Genomic DNA, 18,532 nt, shown 5'->3' on the forward strand with positions numbered 1-18,532 from the left:
GCGAATGATTAACCCTGCGGGCTGTTACTTCAGGGTTGCCAGGGCCTGAGCCGCTTGCGGCAACTCCAGTTCGCTGAAGACTTGCACACCATGGCGCTTGAGCAGCGCGGCGGTCACGCCCTCACCGCTGACCTTCACGCCACTGAACGTCCCGTCATAGGTCAGCAGATTGCCGCAAGACGGGCTGTTGGCCTTGAGCACCGCAATCCGGATGCCGTGCTGTTGCACCAGGTCCAGCGCCTGAGAAGCCCCCGAAAGAAACTCGGCACTGACGTCCTCGCCCTCGGTGGTGATGACCGATGCAAGGCCATCAAGCACTTCACCGCCCTGCCCGCCGGGAATTTCCGCCGCGGCCCTGGGTGTCGGCAACCCGCCGGCGACTTCCGGACACAACGGCACCACCCGGCCTTCGGCAATCCACTGCTCCAATTGATCGAACGGCCCACTGGCCCCGCCGTCGTAACGGACGCGGTGACCGAGCAAACAGCGGCTTACCAGAATCTTTTGCATGATCAGAACGGCTCGTTGCCACGACGGCGGAACCAGCCCGTCAACGACAGGCGTTCTCGGGTCGCGGGCAGGACTTCGTGGGGCACGTCGCCCGACAGGAACACCACCAGGCATCCGCCGGTGGGCACCACATCGTGTTCGACGCCTTCGTCCAGATACATGCGCAACTGACCGCCATGCTCGGGCAGCCAGGCGTCGTTGAGGTAGATCACCGCCGAGACCATGCGCCGGTCGTCGTCACGGAAACGGTCGACATGCTTGAGGTAGAAAGCGCCGGCCGGGTACAGGGCGAAATGGCTTTCGAAATCTTCCAGGCCCAGGAACAAACCACGATTCATCGCCTCACGCAGGCTGTCCATCAACCCCAGGTAGCTGTCGCAGGACTCGGCCTGGCCGGGTTCGAGCCACTGGATATGGTCGCCGCGAATGCCCTCGCGAATCTCCGAAAACGCCCCGCGCCCCACGGCGGCTGGGGCGAGTTCTCCCTCGGCGGCACGTTTACGACACTCGGCCGCCAGCGCCCGGGTCAGGTCCAGGGGCAGGAAAATATTCTGCTGCGACCAGCCGTGTTCGGCCAGGTCGTCGACGATACGTAACAGCAGTGGATGATCAGAGGGTATGTGCATGGCGCGCATAGTATTCCTGTGCCCGCAAATCCGACAGAGCCACGCAGCGGAGGATTGGTCGGATAAGGTACTCAACCTGATACGAATTCTCGACAAGTACGAATGCCGCACGGAGAATAGTCGCCTGCTGACAGGAGCCCCTATGCGTCGCTTGCTTTTCTCACTGTTGATGTTCTGCGTTTTGCCCGCCTGGGCGGACGGCCACGACCAGTTGTACAAGGTCGCCGGTTGGCCAGAACAACGCGCGCATTTCAACGATGCTCTCTCGGCCGCTCAGCAGCGCTATCAGAACAGCTTGCCACCGGCAGTGTTCCAGGCCCTGGTCGACAACAGCAATCTACGGTTCGCCCCCAAGGCCATGGACCAGCGCGCCGAAGCACAACTGCGCAAGAAGCTCGCCGACCCGAAACCTGCGCTGACCTTCTTTCAATCGCCCCTGGGCAAGAAAATCGTCGCCGCCGAACTGCTGGCGACCCGTCGCGATCAATTGGCGAAAAACGCCAAGGGCTTGCCGAAGATGCAGGCCAGCGATGCCCGTCAACTGATCATCGGCCACCTGGCCCAGGCCCTGCCCGCCCGCGAGGCCGGCGCTGAAGTCAGCCTGGCGATCGCAGGCGTCGCGGCCGACAGCCTGAGTTCGATGATCCCCGGCCTGCTCGGCAACGGTCAGGCTCAAGGCATGTTGAACGGTCAGCGCCAGCGCCTGATGGAGCAGATCGGCGCCGACCTGAACAACACGCTGCTGTATGTCTATCGCGACCTGTCGGATGACGAACTGGAAGAGTTTTCGACCTTTGCCGAATCCACTGAAGGCAAGGCTTATTACCAAGCGGCATTGGCGGCGATTCGGGCGGGGTTGGCGGTGGGGCAAAGCACGTCGAGCCTGACCCAGTAATTTTTGGCGTCTGTGAAGTGGCCCGCGAAGACTATCTAAATGTCACCGCCGATCCCGGCTCATGCGTTTGGTCAAAAACCCGAAATACTCCTGCCGCAACCCCGGCGACTCATTCGCCAGATGATGCCGCGCCTCAGGCAGCATCAACACCTGAGGCCGATCGAACTTGCCTCGTAACACTTCAAGGTTGTGCTCCCAATCCACGGTCATGTCCGCCTGTCCTTGCACGATCAGCGGCCGCCGTGGGCTGCTCGGTGCCGCTTCGATACGCTTGATCCACCGCCCCAGCGCACCGACCCACGCCGTTGGCAGACGCAGCGGTTGCAGCGGATCGGCCTGCAAGAACGCGAGGAAGTCAGGGTCGTTGGAATTCTCGCTGAAGCGCCGGGCGATGCCTTTGACAAACGGCTTGAGCAGGTAATAACTGAGCCGCGACCAGCCCCAGGCTCGCGGCCGCACCAAGGGCGACAGCAGAATCACTTGCCCCTGGGCCGGGCTGCTCGCACCTTGATTGAGCACATGATCGATCACGATCGCCCCGCCGGTGCTTTGCCCGCACAAGTGCCAGGGCTGCGGCAGGCCCAACGACTGCGCCTCGGCCAGCAGGCCTTGCAGGGTGCTCTGGTATTCGGCGAAGTCCTTGATACTCGCCCGTTCGCCACTGGACAAGCCATGCCCCGGCAGGTCACAGGCAATCACCGCAAAACCCTGGTCCAGCGCCCACTCGATCACATGCCGGTAGAGCCCGGCGTGGTCGTAGAAGCCGTGAAATAGAAACAGCGTCCCCTTCGCCTGCTCGGGCCACCAGAGCTGGCTGACCACTTCATAGCCATCGATCTCGAAACGCCCCAGGCCACGGCGCAGGGTTCGCTGTGGAAAATCCAGCCCGTAAAAACGCTGATAGGCCATGGCCTCCGTCGACAGCGGCCGCCACTCGGCCAACGGCCGCAGGCTGGCACGCAAATGATCGGGGTCGAAAGTGGCAGACATGGGCTATTCCAGAGCGCTAAACGGACTTTATCGGCCTGCGATATTCATCTGTCGCGGCAAGCATGGCAAGCTAGCCGACCTTCGAGGATTGAAACTCATGCGCCCGGCCTATCGCACCCCACTGCTTGCCAGCCTGCTCGCCCTTGTGTGTGCCGGCGTGCTGTGGGCCGCTTACGACTGGTTTCAGGGACGCTATCTGCGAGCCTTCAGTTCGCACACCGCCGTGTTCTCCGGCGACCCGTTGCGCCTGCCGGACGAACTCACCGGCCCCGGCGCCATTCGCCTGGTGCACTTCTGGGATCCGGCCTGCCCGTGCAATGTCGGCAACCAACAACACCTGACTGAACTGGTTGAGCAATATGTACCGCAGGGCGTCGAGTTCTATACGGTGCAAAAGCCCGGCAGCCACGGCCAGTTGCCCGGTACCTTGAGCCACCTGAAAACCCTCGCTGTCCTGCCTGGCTCCGAACAGATCCCTGCCAGTCCGGCAGTGGCGATCTGGGACCGCGACGGCAAGCTGGCATATTTCGGCCCGTACAGCGAAGGCCTGACCTGCAATTCGAGCAACAGCTTTATCGAGCCCATCCTGCAAGCGCTGAACGCAGGCCGGGCGGTGAACGCCACCCATACGATGGCGGTGGGTTGCTACTGCCCGTGGCCTGCGAAGGCGAAGTAAGGCATTCCTGACTTTTCCAGGACCGCGATGCCCGGCACAGGAGGTCTGTGCTACACGTTTGCAGCCCACACGGGGGCAACCCCGAAAGAACAAGGAGTCACCATGAAACGCGTCCTGACCGTACTTGCCTTGCTGATCGTCGTGCTAGCCGCCGGGGGCGGCTGGTATGTGTACAGCAAACAACCGACGCGCCAGGGCCAGGTGGCGTTGCAGCATCTGCAAGGTTCAGTGACCGTGCGCTACGACGAGCGCGGCGTGCCGCATATCCGCGCCGAAAACGAAACCGACCTCTACCGCGCCCTCGGCTACGTGCAGGCCCAGGACCGACTGTTCCAGATGGAAGCCGTGCGGCGTCTGGCCCGTGGTGAGCTGGCCGAAGTCCTCGGCCCGAAACTGCTCGATACCGACAAACTGTTTCGCGGCCTGCGCATCCGCGAACGTGCTGACAGTTACGTGGCCGCGCTGGATCGTCAGTCGCCCGCGTGGAAGGCCCTCCAAGCCTATCTCGACGGCATCAATCAATATCAGGACAGCCACGCCGCGCCAGTAGAGTTCGACGTGCTGGGGATCCCCAAGCGCCCTTTCACCGCCGAAGACAGCATCAGCATCGCCGGCTACATGGCCTACAGCTTTGCCGCGGCGTTTCGCACCGAGCCCCTGCTGACTTACGTGCGCGACCAACTGGGTGCCGAGTACCTGAACATCTTCGATCTCGACTGGCAACCCAACGGTGTACTGGCCAAAAGGCGCGCCAGCCCTGCACCGGCCCTCGCCGCCAGTGACTGGAAAGACCTGAACGCCCTTGCCCGCCTGAGTGAGCAGGCCCTGGCCGACCACGGCCTGCCGCAATTCGAAGGCAGCAACGCCTGGGTGATTTCAGGCAACCGCAGCAAAAGCGGTAAACCGCTGCTGGCCGGTGATCCGCACATACGCTTCTCGGTACCGTCAGTGTGGTACGAGGCGCACCTGTCGGCGCCGGGCTTCGAGCTGTATGGCTACCACCAGGCGCTGGTGCCGTTTGCATTTCTCGGCCACAACCTGGACTTCGGCTGGAGCCTGACGATGTTCCAGAACGACGATCTGGACCTGATCGCCGAGAAGGTCAACCCGGACAACCCGAACCAGGTCTGGTATCGCGGCAAGTGGGTGGACATGGTCACCACCGAACAACAGATCGCCGTGAAAGGCCAGTCACCGGTCACATTGACGCTGCGCCAGTCGCCCCACGGCCCGATCGTCAACGATGCGCTCGGCACTGCCGCCGGCAAGACGCCGATTGCCATGTGGTGGGCGTTCCTCGAAACCCCGAATCCGATCCTCGACGGTTTCTACCAGCTCAACCGCGCCGACACCCTGGCCAAGGCCCGCGCCGCGGCCGCCAAGGTTCAGGCACCGGGGCTGAACATCGTCTACGCCAACGCCAAGGGCGACATCGGCTGGTGGGCCTCGGCGCTGCTGCCCAAGCGTCCGGCCGGGGTGAAGCCCGGTTTCATCCTCGACGGCAGCACCCCACAGGCGGACAAGGAAGGTTTTTACCCGTTCAGTGCCAACCCGCAGGAAGAAAACCCGGCGCGGGGCTATATCGTCTCCGCCAACTTCCAGCCGGTGTCGCCGACCGGCATGGAGATTCCCGGTTACTACAACCTCGCCGATCGCGGGCAGCAGCTCAATCGCCAGCTCAGCGACAAGAACGTGAAGTGGGACAACGCGGCCAACCAGAAGCTGCAACTGGGCACCACCACCGCCTACGGTCCACGTTTGCTGGCGCCGTTGTTGCCGGTGCTGCGTGAAGTGGTGAGTGATCCCGCCGAGCTCAAGCTGGTGGAACAACTGGCGCAGTGGAGCGGCGATTACCCGCTGGACTCCATCAGCGCCACCCTGTTCAACCAGTTCCTGTTCAACCTCGCCGACGCGGCGCTGCGCGATGAACTGGGCAATGACTTCTTCGAAACGCTGCTCCCGACCCGGGTGATCGATGCCGCGCTGCCGCGTCTGGCGGCCTCCGCCGATTCGCCGTGGTGGGACAACCGCAACACCCCTGGCAAGGAAACCCGCGCCGATACGGTCAAGGTGGCTTGGCAAGCGAGCATGGCTCATCTCAAAACCACCCTTGGCGCCGACTCCGCGCAATGGCAGTGGGGCAAGGCGCACACCCTGACCCACGGCCATCCACTGGGGATGCAAAAGCCCCTGGACCAGATTTTCAACGTTGGCCCATTCGCGGCACCCGGCACCCACGAAGTGCCGAACAACCTCTCGGCCAAGATCGGCCCGGCGCCGTGGCCCGTGACCTACGGCCCGTCGACCCGGCGGCTGATCGACTTCGCCGACCCGGCCCATAGCCTGACCATCAACCCGGTGGGCCAGAGCGGCGCGCCGTTCGACAGCCACTATGCCGACCAGGCCGAGGCGTATATCGAAGGGGTTTATTACCAGGCGAATTTCAATGAGGAAGAAGTGATGGCCAATACCCGCAGCACCTTGAAGCTGTTGCCGGCGCGGTAGATTTTTGCTGGCCGGGCTGACGCCTTCGCCGCAAAATTCTGGGCCATAAAGTCAAAAGATCGCAGCCTGCGGCAGCTCCTACGGGATTCACATTCCACTGTAAGAGCTGCCGCAGGTTGCGATCTTTTGATCTGCAGCAGTTTTAAGCCGCTTCCGGTGCCTGCGCCCGACGTACGTCCGGTTGCTTCCAGGAGTCGGCAGCCGCTTCCTCGATGGCTTGCTGGATCGCACGCTTGCGGCTTTCTTCGGCGCGACGGCTGAAGAACCAGACCAGGAAGGTCACCAGCGACACCGCCAGCAGAATCAGGCTGGCCACGGCGTTGATCTCAGGCTTCACGCCCAGGCGCACCGCCGAGAACACTTCCATCGGCAGGGTCGTGGAGCCTGGCCCCGACACAAAGCTCGCCAACACCAAATCATCCAGCGACAAGGCAAACGACATCATGCCGCCGGCCGCCAGTGACGGCGCGATCATCGGGATGGTGATCAGGAAGAACACTTTCCATGGCCGCGCACCGAGGTCCATGGCCGCTTCTTCGATCGACAGGTCCAGCTCACGCAAGCGCGCCGACACCACCACCGCCACATACGCGGCACAGAATGTGGTGTGAGCGATCCAGATGGTGACGATGCCGCGCTCCTGCGGCCAGCCGATCATCTGCGCCATGGCCACGAACAGCAGCAACAGCGACAGACCGGTGATCACTTCCGGCATCACCAGCGGCGCCGTCACCAGGCCGCCGAACAGCGTACGGCCTTTGAAGCGGGTGATGCGAGTCAGCACGAACGCCGCCAGCGTCCCCAATGCCACCGCCGCTATCGCCGTGTAGCAAGCGATTTCCAGCGAGCGCACCACCGAGCCCATCAGTTGCGTGTTGTCGAGCAAGCCGACGTACCACCTCACCGACCAGCCGCCCCACACCGTTACCAGTTTCGAGGCGTTGAACGAGTAGATCACCAGAATCAGCATCGGCGCGTAGATGAACAGCAGACCCAGCACCAGCATCAGGTTCGAGAAACGGAAGCGCTTCATTCTTTACCCTCCATTTCCTTGGCCTGACTGCGGTTGAACAGGATGATCGGCACAATCAGGATTGCCAGCATCACCACCGCCAGGGCAGACGCCACCGGCCAGTCGCGGTTGTTGAAGAACTCTTGCCAGAGCACTTTACCGATCATCAGGGTTTCCGGACCGCCGAGCAGTTCCGGGATCACGAACTCCCCCACCACCGGGATGAACACCAGCATGCAGCCGGCGATAATGCCGTTTTTCGACAGCGGCACGGTGATCTTCCAGAAGCTGTTGAAGTTGCTCGAACCCAGGTCCGATGCGGCTTCCAGCAGGCTGTGATCGTGTTTCACCAGGTTGGCGTAGAGCGGCAGGATCATGAACGGCAGATAGGAGTAAACCACCCCGATATAAACCGCCAGGTTGGTATTGAGGATCTGCAGCGGTTCGTCGATCCAGCCCATGCTCATCAGAAAACCATTGAGCAGCCCGTTGTTGCTGAGGATGCCCATCCACGCGTACACGCGGATCAGGATCGCGGTCCAGGTCGGCATCATGATCAGCAGCACCAGCACCGTTTGCAGCTCTTTGCGGGCGGTGGCAATGCCATAGGCCATCGGGTAGCCGATCAGCAGGCAGAGGATGGTGCTGAACAGCGCCATCTTCAGCGAGCCTAGGTAAGCGGCGATGTACAACTCGTCATCGCCCAGCATCGCGTAGTTGGCCAGGTTGAGCAGCACCTGCAGTTTCTGGTCAACGAAGGTGTAGATCTCGGTGTACGGCGGAATGGCCACGTCGGCTTCAGCGAAGCTGATCTTCAGGACGATGAAGAACGGCAGCATGAAGAACATGAACAGCCAGATGAACGGAACCCCGATGACCAGCTGACGGCCACCGGGAAGTATTCGATTGAGCCGGCGTTTGAGTTTGCGCATGTTCATGAGCGAAGTACCACGCCGCTGTCGTCTTCCCACCACACGTAAACCTGGTCACCCCAGGTCGGGCGCTGGCCACGGCGCTCGGCGTTGGCGACGAAGGACTGCACCAGCTTGCCGCTCGGCAGTTCGACGTAGAACACCGAATGGCCGCCGAGGTAGGCGATGTCGTGCACCTTGCCGCTGGACCAGTTGTGTTCGCAGGTCGGCATTTCGGCCGTCACCAGCAGTTTTTCCGGACGGATTGCGTAAGTAACGGACTTGTCCTGCACCGAGGTGCTGATGCCGTGACCCACGTAAATGTTGCGGTCCAGATCCTTGCAGGTGATCAGTGCATGGCCCTCGGCGTCATCCACCACTTCGCCTTCGAAGATGTTGACGTTGCCGATGAATTCGCAGACCAGCCGGCTGGTCGGGGTTTCGTAGATATCGATCGGGCTGCCGATCTGGGCGATCCAGCCCAGGTGCATGATCGCGATGCGCTCGGCCATGGTCATGGCCTCTTCCTGGTCGTGGGTCACCATGACGCAGGTTACGCCGACCCGCTCGATGATCTCGACCAGTTCCAGCTGCATCTGCGAGCGCAGCTTCTTGTCCAGCGCGCCCATCGGCTCGTCGAGCAACAACAGCTTCGGCCGCTTGGCCAACGAACGCGCCAGGGCCACGCGCTGACGCTGACCACCGGACAACTGATGCGGTTTGCGCTTGGCGTACTCGCTCATCTGCACCAGCTTGAGCATCTCGGCCACGCGGGCATCGACCTCGGCCGTCGGGATCTTGTCCTGCTTGAGGCCGAAGGCGATGTTCTGCGCCACGGTCATGTGCGGGAACAAGGCGTAGGACTGGAACATCATGTTGATCGGCCGCTCGTACGGCGGCATGTCAGTGATGTCTACGCCATCGAGGAAAATGCGCCCCTCCGTGGGCCGTTCGAAACCTGCCAGCATCCGCAGCAAGGTGGATTTGCCCGAACCCGAGCCGCCGAGCAAGGCGAAGATTTCGCCTTTCTTGATTTCCAGGGACACGTCGTCCACGGCAATCGTCTCGTCGAACTTTTTGGTGACCCGGTCGATTTTGACCAACACCTGTTTAGGTGATTGATCGCCCTCGAGGGCTTTCTTATAGGCGCCGGAGGCAACTGCCATTTACGAAACTCCCAACAGAATTTGCAGTTCGCTCAATGTGGCGAACCTGGATAGTTTGACGCTATTTGCCCGACTTGACCTTGGTCCAGCTGCGCGTCATCAAACGTTGAATGTTCGGCGGTAACTCGATGGACACGTACATCTTGTCGAGGACCGCTTGCGGCGGATAAACCGACGCGTCAGTGCGTATGGATTGTTCCATCAGTTTGTCCGACCCAGGGTTTGGGTTGGCGTAGCCCACGGCATCGCTGACCTTGGCGATCACCTCAGGCTTGAGCAAATAGTTGATGAAGGCGTGGGCTTCCTTGACGTTGGCCGCATCCTTGGGGATCGCCAGCATGTCGAACCAGAGCGCGCCACCCTCTTTTGGAATCGAGTAGGCGATGTTCATGCCTTTACCGGCTTCAGCCGCGCGTGCCTTGGCCTGGAAAATGTCGCCGGAAAAACCGATCGCAACGCAGATATCGCCGTTGGCCAGGTCCGCGATGTATTTGGATGAGTGGAAGTACGTCACATAAGGTCGCACCGCCAGCAATTTAGCCTCGGCCTTTTTGTAGTCTTCGGGGTTGGTGCTATTAGCGTTCAGGCCCATGTAATTGAGGACCGTGGGCATCATTTCATCGGCGGAGTCGAGGAACGCGACGCCGCAGCTGTGCAGCTTCTTGATGTTCTGCGGCTCGAACACCACATCCCAGGAGTCGATCTTGTCGAGGCCCAGCACAGCCTTGATCTTGTCGACGTTGTAACCGATGCCATTGGTGCCCCACAGATACGGCACGGCATATTGGTTACCCGGATCGTTCTGCTCCAGGCGCTTGAGCAACACCGGGTCGAGGTTGGAATAGTTGCCGAGCTTAGACTTGTCGAGCTTCTGGAAAGCGCCGGCCTTGATCTGCTTGCCAAGGAAATGGTTGGACGGCACGACCACGTCGTAACCGGTACGCCCGGCCAGCAATTTGCCTTCCAGGGTTTCGTTGGAATCGAATACGTCGTAAATCGGCTTGATACCGGCGTCTTTCTGAAAGTCGGCCAGGGTGGTCTCACCGATGTAGTCCGACCAGTTATAAATATGCACCGTGCCGGTGGCGTGGGCACTGACGGCAAGCGTCAGCCCGGCGCCAACCAGCAAGGCACTGCGCAACAAAGAAAAAACAGGCAAGTGGAGGTCCTCTAAAATTAGTTGGGCCCAAGTTGCCCCGCGCTACATGACAGCCATGGCTGCCTGACAACAAAACCGGCGCGCAACTTACCCTCGAAAAACCGTTCCAGCAAACTTTATGAAGATCCTGTAGCAGCTGCCGCAGGCTGCGTTCAACTGCGAAGCAGTTGTGCTGTCGAAAAGCGGAGGTCCTTCGGACCTCAACGCAGCCTTCGGCAGCTGCTACAGGGTTTATTACTTATTTACCGGATTTGATCTTGGTCCAGCTGCGAGTCAGTTCACGCTGGGTGGCGGCTGGCAAATCAGCGATCGCATACAGCTTGGCCTGTACTTCAGGAGTCGGATAGATGCCCGGGTCCGAAGTGATGTCCTTGCTCACATACTGAGTGGCTTCAGCATTACCGTTAGGGAAACGCACGGCATTGGTGATATCAGCCATCACTTTCGGTTGCAGCAGGAAGTTCATGAACTTGTAGGCGCCCTCGACGTTTTCCGCATCCTTGGGGATTGCGACCATGTCGTAGAAGCTGCCAGCACCTTCTTTTGGAATGGCGTAGCTGACTTTCACCTTGTCACCGGCTTCGGCAGCGCGGGACTTGGCTTGCTGGACGTCACCCGAATAGCCGACGGCTACGCAGATGTTGCCGTTGGCCAGGTCCGAGATGTACTTGGACGAGTGGAAGTAGGTGATCGAAGGACGAATCTTGAGGAACAGTTCCTCGGCTTTCTTGATGTCTTCTTTCTTCTGGCTGTCGGTTGGCAGACCCAGGTAATGCAGGGCGACCGGCAGCATTTCGGTAGGCGAATCCAGGAAGCTCACACCGCAGCCCTTGAGCTTGGCAATGTTTTCAGGCTTGAGCAGGGTGTCCCAGGAATCGATCGTGTCGACGCCCAGTGCTGCCTTGACCTTCTCGGGGTTGTAACCGATCCCGATCGAGCCCCACATGTAAGGGAAGGCGTGTTTGTTGTCCGGGTCACTGACGGAAACCGCTTTAAGCAGTGATTTGTTCAGGTTGCCGTAGTTGGACAGCTTGGACTTGTCCAGCTCCCGGTAAACACCGGCCTTGATTTGCTTGGCGAGGAAGTTGTTCGACGGTACGACAACGTCGTAACCGGACTTGCCTGCCAGCAACTTGGCTTCCAGGGTTTCGTTGCTGTCGAATACGTCGTACACCACCTTGATCCCGGACTCTTTTTCGAAGTTCGCGATGGTGTCCGGTGCGATGTAATCGGACCAGTTGTACACGTGCAGCACTTTATCGTCGGCCTGAACGGCGCCCGCCATCACGCCCATCAGGGACATGGCGAGGAGGGTCTTGCCAGTTATCTTCATACCTAATGCCTTCATGGGTAATGCTCCAGTTTTTCTTTTTAACCACGTGCTCAGCGGCCTGTTACAGGGCATCCGAACAACCGTTAGTCTGGCAAGATCCAAGGCAGGCTTTCAAGGAAAGCCCCATCCTTTGTTTGCACTGAGCGAAGTGCAGACATTGCACCTCGCTCAGAGCCTAGCACTTAGCCCTGCAACGCACTCAGGGTCAGGTCCAGGCACTTGCGCGCCTTGATCACCAACTCGTCGATTTCAGCCGGTGTAATCACCAGTGGCGGAGCAATGATCATGGTGTCGCCGACCGCACGCATGATCAGGCCGTTGTCGAAGCAGAACTGCCGGCAGATCATGCCGACGCCCTTGCCTTCGTAACGCTTGCGAGTGGCCTTGTCCTGAACCAGCTCGATAGCCCCCAACAGACCAACCCCACGCACTTCCCCCACCAACGGGTGATCGTTCAGTTCCCGTAGACGCTTTTGCAAATAAGGTGCCGTTTCTGCCCGCACATGCTCGACAATTTTCTCATCGCGCAGGATGCGGATGTTTTCCAGCGCCACCGCCGCGGCCACCGGGTGCCCGGAATAGGTGAAACCGTGGTTGAAATCACCACCTTCGTTGAGCACCTCGACCACATCGTCATGCACGATCAGGCCACCCATCGGGATGTAGCCGGACGTCAGACCTTTGGCGATGGTCATCATGTGAGGCTTGAGGTCGTAGAAATCGGTACCGAACCACTCACCGGTACGACCGAAACCGCAGATCACCTCGTCGGCCACGAACAGGATGTCGTACTTGGCGAGGATTTCCTTGATGCGCGGCCAGTAGCTGTCTGGCGGAATGATCACGCCGCCGGCGCCCTGGATCGGCTCGGCAATAAAGGCACCGACGTTGTCGACGCCGATTTCCAGAATCTTCTCTTCCAGCTGATTGGCCGCCCAGATACCGAACTCTTGTGGCGTCATGTCACCGCCTTCACCGAACCAATACGGTTGGGCGATGTGGACGATGCCCGGGATCGGCAAGTCGCCTTGCTCGTGCATATAGGTCATGCCACCCAGGCTCGCGCCGGCCACGGTGGAGCCGTGATAGCCGTTCTTGCGACTGATGATGACTTTCTTCTTCGGCTGGCCCTTGATCGCCCAGTAGTGGCGAACCATCCGCAGCATGGTGTCGTTGCCTTCGGAACCGGAACCGGTGAAGAACACATGATTCATGCCTTCAGGCGCGATTTCAGCGATGACCTTGGCCAGCTCCAGCACCGGCGGGTGAGCAGTCTGGAAGAACAGGTTGTAATAAGGCAGTTCGCGCATTTGCTTGGCGGCGGCATCGGCCAGTTCATCGCGACCATAGCCGATCGCGACGCACCACAGACCGGCCATGCCGTCGAGGATCTTGTTGCCTTCGCTGTCCCAGAGGTAAACACCCTTGGCATTGGTGATGATCCGCGGGCCTTTCTCTTTCAGCTGCTTGAAGTCGCTGAACGGGGCCAGGTGGTGATCATTGCTCAGGGTTTGCCATGCACGGGTTTGCGGGTTGTTGCTGGTCATGCGAATTCTCCTTGGATTGCAGTGACGGCGCGACGTCAGAGGGCAATCACGCCCCTTGTCGCGCCCGGCGCATCAGACGGCGAAGAGCAGGAACTCCCGCTCCCACGAACTGATCACGCGCTTGAAGTTTTCATGCTCGGCCCGCTTGACCGCGACGTAGCCTGTGATGAATTTCTTGCCCAGATACTTTTCGATGGTCTTGCTGTTTTCCATGCGATCCAGCGCGTCTTCGATGGTTAACGGCAGGCGCAGATTGCGCCGCTCGTAACCACGCCCCACCACCGGGGCACTCGGGTTATGCCCTTCGAGCATGCCGATCAGGCCGCACAACAGGCTGGCGGCGATGGCCAGGTAAGGGTTGGCGTCGGCACCCGGCAGACGGTTTTCCACCCGACGGTTCTGCGGCCCGGCATCCGGAACCCGCAGGCCCACAGTGCGGTTCTCTTCGCCCCACTCCACGTTCACCGGTGCCGAGGTATCCGGCAGGAAGCGGCGGAACGAATTGACGTTGGGCGCGAACAGCGGCAGCAACTCAGGAATGAATTTCTGCAAACCGCCGATGTGATGGAGGAACAGCTGGCTCATGGTCCCGTCTTCATTGGAGAAGACGTTTTTGCCGGTCTCGATGTCGATGACGCTCTGGTGCAAATGCATGGCACTGCCCGGCTCGCCGGTCATGGGCTTGGCCATGAAGGTCGCCGCCACATTGTGCTTGAGGGCGGCTTCACGCATGGTGCGCTTGAACACCAGAATCTGGTCGGCCAGGGACAGGGCATCGCCATGACGGAAGTTGATTTCCATCTGCGCGGTGCCGTCCTCGTGGATCAGCGTGTCGAGGTCCAGCTCCTGCAATTCGCACCAGTCGTAGACGTCTTCGAACAACGGGTCGAATTCGTTCGCCGCTTCAATGGAGAACGACTGGCGACCGGTTTCCGGACGACCGGAACGGCCAATCGGCGGTTGCAACGGGTAGTCCGGGTCGTCACTGCGCTTGGTGAGGTAGAACTCCATTTCCGGCGCCACGATCGGCTGCCAGCCGTGGTCGGCGTAGAGTTTCAGTACCTTCTTGAGCACGTTGCGCGGCGACAGCTCGATCGGGTTGCCCTGCTTGTCGTAGGTGTCGTGGATCACTTGGGCGGTGGGCTCGATGGCCCAGGGCACAAGGAACACCGCGTTCTGGTCGGGGCGGCAGATCATGTCGATGTCGGCCGGGTCGAGCAGTTCGTAATAGATGTCGTCTTCGACATAGTCGCCGGTCACGGTCTGCAACAGAACGCTCTCGGGCAGGCGCATGCCTTTTTCGGCGATGAACTTGTTGGTCGGCGAGATCTTACCCCGGGTGATACCGGTCAGGTCGCCAATCATGCATTCGACTTCTGTGATCTTGTGGTCTTTCAACCAATCGGTGAGCTGGTCGAGGTTGTTACTCATAAATGCCTCTTAGGCTTGAGTTTCCTGACTTTTATAAGTCAGGCGTTGTTTGACGCATCGGCGTCGCGTTGTAATGCGTGCTTGCGGCAGGCATCGCCAAATGCCTGGAAAATCGCAAGGTAGTCCGGATTCAAGCTTACCTGCCATTCGGGATGCCATTGCACGCCCAAAGCAAAAGCCTTGCCTTCGATCACAGAGACCGCTTCGATCAGCCCATCGGGCGCCACAGCTTCCACACGAAGGCCCGGCGCCAGCCGCTCGACGCCCTGACCATGAATCGAGTTGACTTGAATGTCGCTCGACAGGCCCAGCCCCGCAAGTACACCACCCGGCTGGACGTGCACCGGGTGACTGGGGGCGTACTGCCCTTCGAGCGGCAGGCTGTCGTCTTCACGGTGGTCCATGAAGGGACCGGCCTCGTGGACCTTCTGATGCAGGCTGCCACCGAACGCCACATTCATTTCCTGGAAGCCGCGGCAGATACCGAGCACGGGAACGCCGGCCTCGACAGCGGCGCGGATCAGCGGGAGAGTGGTGGCATCGCGTGCAGAATCATGAGCAGTACCCGGCGCGCTGGCCGGGCCGTTGTAGTGAAACGGTTCTATATTAGAAGCAGAGCCTGTAAAAAGAATGCCGTCCAGAGCGTCCAGAATATCGGACGGCGCCAGTTGATCCGCCAGGGATGGAAGAATCAACGGCAGGCCTTTGGCAGCTGAAGCCACGGCGCGTACGTATTTGTCGCCACTGATGTGATAAGCATGCAGACCGATCTGCTTTGAGCAGGCGGTGACGCCGATTAACGGCAGGCGAGACATGAAGCACCCCGGTATTATTGCTGTTATGGGTTTAAATCGAGCTTAGCCTTGTTCATTTTTTTACACAACACCCCCGTAAAAAATACAACACGGCCCGCTCAAGCCCGCGGGCGCCAAGACGTCAGAAGACAAAAATACGCCCCAAAGTGCCTCAAAAAAGCCTTGTGAGCGCTTTTTTAGGGCAAAAAAGGCCTCGCTTGACTTCGGCATGCCGTTCGGGTTGACTGGAATCTGAAAAGATCAATGATTGATATTTTTAACAACAAAGGTGTTGCATCATGTCGGTACCCCCGCGTGCCGTTCAGCTTAACGAAGCGAACGCGTTCCTTAAGGAACATCCTGAGGTTCTGTACGTTGACCTTCTGATTGCGGATATGAATGGTGTGGTGCGCGGCAAGCGCATCGAACGCACCAGCCTCCACAAGGTTTACGAGAAAGGCATCAACCTGCCGGCCTCTCTATTTGCTCTGGATATCAATGGCTCGACGGTGGAAAGCACCGGCCTGGGCCTGGACATCGGCGATGCTGACCGAATCTGCTATCCAATCCCTGACACCCTGTGCAATGAGCCCTGGCAGAAGCGCCCGACTGCGCAACTGCTGATGACCATGCACGAACTCGAAGGTGACCCATTTTTCGCCGATCCGCGCGAAGTCCTGCGTCAGGTCGTGGCCAAGTTCGACGAAATGGGGCTGACCATCTGCGCCGCGTTCGAACTGGAGTTCTACCTGATCGACCAGGAAAACGTGAACGGTCGCCCGCAACCACCGCGCTCGCCGATCTCCGGCAAACGCCCGCACTCGACCCAGGTCTACCTGATCGACGACCTCGACGAATATGTCGACTGCCTCCAGGACATTCTGGAAGGTGCGAAAGAGCAAGGCATTCCTGCCGACGCGATCGTCAAGGAAAGTGCCCCGGCGCAGTTCGAAGTGAACCTGCACCACGTGGCCGACCCGATCAAGGCCTGCGACTACGCGGTCCTGCTCAAGCGTCTGATCAAAAACATCGCCTACGACCATGAGATGGACACCACCTTCATGGCCAAGCCTTATCCAGGCCAGGCGGGTAATGGTCTGCACGTCCACATCTCGATTCTTGATAAAGATGGCAAAAACATTTTTGCCAGCGAGGATCCCGAGCAGAACGCCGCACTGCGTCACGCGATCGGCGGTGTGCTCGAGACCCTGCCGGCGCAGATGGCTTTCCTCTGCCCGAACGTCAACTCCTACCGTCGTTTCGGCGCGCAGTTCTACGTGCCGAACTCGCCGTGCTGGGGCCTGGACAACCGCACCGTGGCGATCCGCGTACCGACCGGTTCCTCCGATGCCGTGCGCATCGAACACCGTGTGGCGGGTGCCGATGCCAACCCGTACCTGCTGATGGCCTCGGTCCTGGCCGGCGTGCACCACGGCCTGGTCAACAAGATCGAGCCGGGCGCGCCCGTGGAAGGCAACAGCTACGAGCAGAACGAGCAGAGCCTGCCGAACAACCTGCGCGATGCACTGCGCGAGCTGGACGACAGCGAAGTCATGGCCAAGTACATCGATCCGAAATACATCGATATCTTCGTCGCCTGTAAAGAGAGCGAGCTGGAGGAGTTCGAACACTCCATCTCCGACCTCGAGTACAACTGGTACCTGCATACCGTGTAAACGGTTGCCGTAAAAACAACGCCGCCGGCCTTACCGCCTGCGGCGTTTTTTTATGGCCAAACCACTAAACATTGTGGCGAGGGGGCTTGCCCCCGTTGGAGTGCGCAGCACTCCCCAATCCAGCTAACGCGGCATCCCCGATACAACGAGATTGCCTGTTTTGGGGCTGCTACGCAGCCCAACGGGGGCAAGCCCCCTCACCACGGGGTATGGATCATCTCTGCGCTCTGCGTACAATGCCCGCTGCCCTGCAGGAGACTTCAATGACCCGACTCGCCACCCCACGCAAACCCCGTGCACGCAGCCAGGCCCGGATCGATTCGATACTCGATGCCGCCCGCACGCTGCTGGCCGCCGAGGGCGTGGCCAGTCTGTCGATCTACAGCGTCGCTGAACGCGCAGAGATCCCGCCCTCCTCCGTCTACCACTTTTTCGCCAGCGTCCCGGCCCTGCTCGAAGCCCTGACCGCCGACGTCCACGCCGCGTTCCGTGCTTGCCTGCAAGCGCCCATCGACCACCACGCCCTCAACGGCTGGCGCGATTTGTCGCGACTGGTGGAACAACGCATGCTCGACATCTACGACGAAGACGCCGCTGCCCGCCAGTTGATCCTCGCCCAGCACGGCCTGACCGAAGTCACCCAGGCTGACCGCCAGCACGACATCGAACTCGGCGACCTGATGCACAAACTGTTCGACCACCACTTCGAACTGCCAAGGCTGCCGACAGACGTCGATGTGTTTGCCCTGGCCATGGAGCTGGGGGATCGAGTGTATGCACGCTCGGTGCAGCAACATGGGCAGATCACACCGCGCATGGCTGAGGAAGGGATGCGGGTGTTTGATGCTTACCTCGGGCTGTATTTGCCGCCTTATTTGCCCAAGCGCTCCTTCCCCACGTAATGATCGTTCCCACGCTCCGCGTGGGGAATGCAGCCCGGGACGCTCTGCGTCCCAACAGCCGAACGCGGAGCGTCCGAAGAGGCATTCCTTTGCTGCGCGTGGGAACGATCAGGGCTCACACCCTCCGGGGTTGTTGTTGGCGCACGCACTTACAACTTGGCGATCGACACCTCGGTGGATTTCACAAACGCGATCACTTCGCTGCCGACCACCAGTTCCAGCTCTTTCACCGAACGAGTGGTAATCACCGAAGTGACGATGCCGGAGGCAGTCTGCACGTCGATTTCCGAGAGGACGTCGCCGAGCACGATTTCCTTGATTGAGCCTTTGAACTGGTTACGAACGTTGATGGCTTTGATAGTCATGATGTTGATTCCTGTCGTTGGATGAGTTTTTTAC

Annotated in this window: 17 protein-coding genes; 5 read left to right on the forward strand and 12 right to left on the reverse strand. The window is 60.0% G+C overall.

What is annotated here, in order from left to right; all coding sequences use genetic code 11:
• Window positions 1-24: 24 nt before the first annotated feature.
• Window positions 25-510: a DUF523 domain-containing protein gene (locus PSH69_RS28340; protein ID WP_305410438.1), complete on the reverse strand. Its 486-nt coding sequence runs from the start codon at window positions 508-510 to the stop codon at window positions 25-27.
• Window positions 511-512: 2 nt separating this feature from the next.
• On the reverse strand, window positions 513-1,145 hold the full coding sequence (locus tag PSH69_RS28345; RefSeq protein WP_305410439.1) for a 2OG-Fe(II) oxygenase: 633 nt from the start codon (window positions 1,143-1,145) through the stop codon (window positions 513-515).
• A gap of 133 nt (window positions 1,146-1,278) precedes the next feature.
• Here PSH69_RS28345 and PSH69_RS28350 point away from each other — a divergent pair, with 133 nt between their 5' ends.
• Window positions 1,279-2,031, forward strand: coding sequence for a DUF2059 domain-containing protein (locus PSH69_RS28350; protein ID WP_305410440.1), 753 nt, complete (start codon window positions 1,279-1,281; stop codon window positions 2,029-2,031).
• Between the two features lie 42 nt (window positions 2,032-2,073).
• Here the strand turns inward: PSH69_RS28350 and PSH69_RS28355 are convergent, their stop codons facing one another.
• Window positions 2,074-3,021 carry an alpha/beta hydrolase gene (locus tag PSH69_RS28355; RefSeq protein ID WP_305410441.1) on the reverse strand — a complete coding sequence of 316 codons (948 nt, stop codon included), beginning with the start codon at window positions 3,019-3,021 and terminating at the stop codon, window positions 2,074-2,076.
• A 97-nt stretch (window positions 3,022-3,118) separates the two neighbouring features.
• On the opposite strand from PSH69_RS28355, the gene PSH69_RS28360 reads away from it, so the two are divergent.
• The gene (locus PSH69_RS28360) at window positions 3,119-3,697 is read left to right on the forward strand and encodes a DUF6436 domain-containing protein (protein WP_305410442.1); all 579 of its coding nucleotides are present in this window, start codon (window positions 3,119-3,121) and stop codon (window positions 3,695-3,697) included.
• A 102-nt stretch (window positions 3,698-3,799) separates the two neighbouring features.
• Window positions 3,800-6,202, forward strand: coding sequence for a penicillin acylase family protein (locus tag PSH69_RS28365; protein WP_305410443.1), 2,403 nt, complete (start codon window positions 3,800-3,802; stop codon window positions 6,200-6,202).
• A gap of 142 nt (window positions 6,203-6,344) precedes the next feature.
• On the opposite strand, the gene PSH69_RS28370 is transcribed toward PSH69_RS28365, so the two are convergent.
• From PSH69_RS28370 to PSH69_RS28405, 8 genes are all read right to left on the reverse strand, one after another.
• Window positions 6,345-7,235, reverse strand: a complete 891-nt coding sequence (locus tag PSH69_RS28370; RefSeq protein WP_305410444.1) for an ABC transporter permease subunit — start codon at window positions 7,233-7,235, stop codon at window positions 6,345-6,347.
• Window positions 7,232-8,152 (reverse strand): ABC transporter permease subunit, encoded by a 921-nt coding sequence (locus PSH69_RS28375; RefSeq protein WP_018928637.1) that lies wholly within the window; start codon window positions 8,150-8,152, stop codon window positions 7,232-7,234. The genes PSH69_RS28370 and PSH69_RS28375 overlap by 4 nt, the downstream gene beginning before the upstream one ends.
• Window positions 8,149-9,291, reverse strand: a complete 1,143-nt coding sequence (locus PSH69_RS28380) for an ABC transporter ATP-binding protein (RefSeq protein ID WP_018928636.1) — start codon at window positions 9,289-9,291, stop codon at window positions 8,149-8,151. The genes PSH69_RS28375 and PSH69_RS28380 overlap by 4 nt, the downstream gene beginning before the upstream one ends.
• A gap of 61 nt (window positions 9,292-9,352) precedes the next feature.
• Window positions 9,353-10,450: a polyamine ABC transporter substrate-binding protein gene (locus PSH69_RS28385; RefSeq protein ID WP_305410445.1), complete on the reverse strand. Its 1,098-nt coding sequence runs from the start codon at window positions 10,448-10,450 to the stop codon at window positions 9,353-9,355.
• 238 nt (window positions 10,451-10,688) lie between these two features.
• A complete protein-coding gene (locus PSH69_RS28390; protein ID WP_305412887.1) occupies window positions 10,689-11,783 on the reverse strand; it encodes a polyamine ABC transporter substrate-binding protein in 1,095 nt (364 codons plus the stop codon).
• A gap of 182 nt (window positions 11,784-11,965) precedes the next feature.
• Complete coding sequence (locus PSH69_RS28395; protein ID WP_305410446.1) at window positions 11,966-13,330, reverse strand: aspartate aminotransferase family protein; 1,365 nt, start codon at window positions 13,328-13,330, stop codon at window positions 11,966-11,968.
• Between the two features lie 72 nt (window positions 13,331-13,402).
• Window positions 13,403-14,761 (reverse strand): glutamine synthetase family protein, encoded by a 1,359-nt coding sequence (locus PSH69_RS28400; RefSeq protein ID WP_105340740.1) that lies wholly within the window; start codon window positions 14,759-14,761, stop codon window positions 13,403-13,405.
• Window positions 14,762-14,799: 38 nt separating this feature from the next.
• A complete protein-coding gene (locus PSH69_RS28405) occupies window positions 14,800-15,576 on the reverse strand; it encodes a gamma-glutamyl-gamma-aminobutyrate hydrolase family protein (protein WP_305410447.1) in 777 nt (258 codons plus the stop codon).
• A 278-nt stretch (window positions 15,577-15,854) separates the two neighbouring features.
• Here PSH69_RS28405 and PSH69_RS28410 point away from each other — a divergent pair, with 278 nt between their 5' ends.
• Together PSH69_RS28410 and PSH69_RS28415 are read left to right on the forward strand one after the other, a co-directional pair.
• A complete protein-coding gene (locus PSH69_RS28410; protein ID WP_007939256.1) occupies window positions 15,855-17,231 on the forward strand; it encodes a glutamine synthetase family protein in 1,377 nt (458 codons plus the stop codon).
• Window positions 17,232-17,494: 263 nt separating this feature from the next.
• Window positions 17,495-18,133 carry a TetR/AcrR family transcriptional regulator gene (locus PSH69_RS28415; protein ID WP_305410448.1) on the forward strand — a complete coding sequence of 213 codons (639 nt, stop codon included), beginning with the start codon at window positions 17,495-17,497 and terminating at the stop codon, window positions 18,131-18,133.
• A 149-nt stretch (window positions 18,134-18,282) separates the two neighbouring features.
• Here PSH69_RS28415 and PSH69_RS28420 read toward each other — a convergent pair whose 3' ends face one another.
• Window positions 18,283-18,498 (reverse strand): molybdopterin-binding protein, encoded by a 216-nt coding sequence (locus PSH69_RS28420; RefSeq protein WP_003229256.1) that lies wholly within the window; start codon window positions 18,496-18,498, stop codon window positions 18,283-18,285.
• Between the last annotated feature and the right edge of the window lie 34 nt (window positions 18,499-18,532).

The organism is Pseudomonas sp. FP1740, assembly GCF_030687165.1.
Taxonomy (GTDB): domain Bacteria; phylum Pseudomonadota; class Gammaproteobacteria; order Pseudomonadales; family Pseudomonadaceae; genus Aquipseudomonas.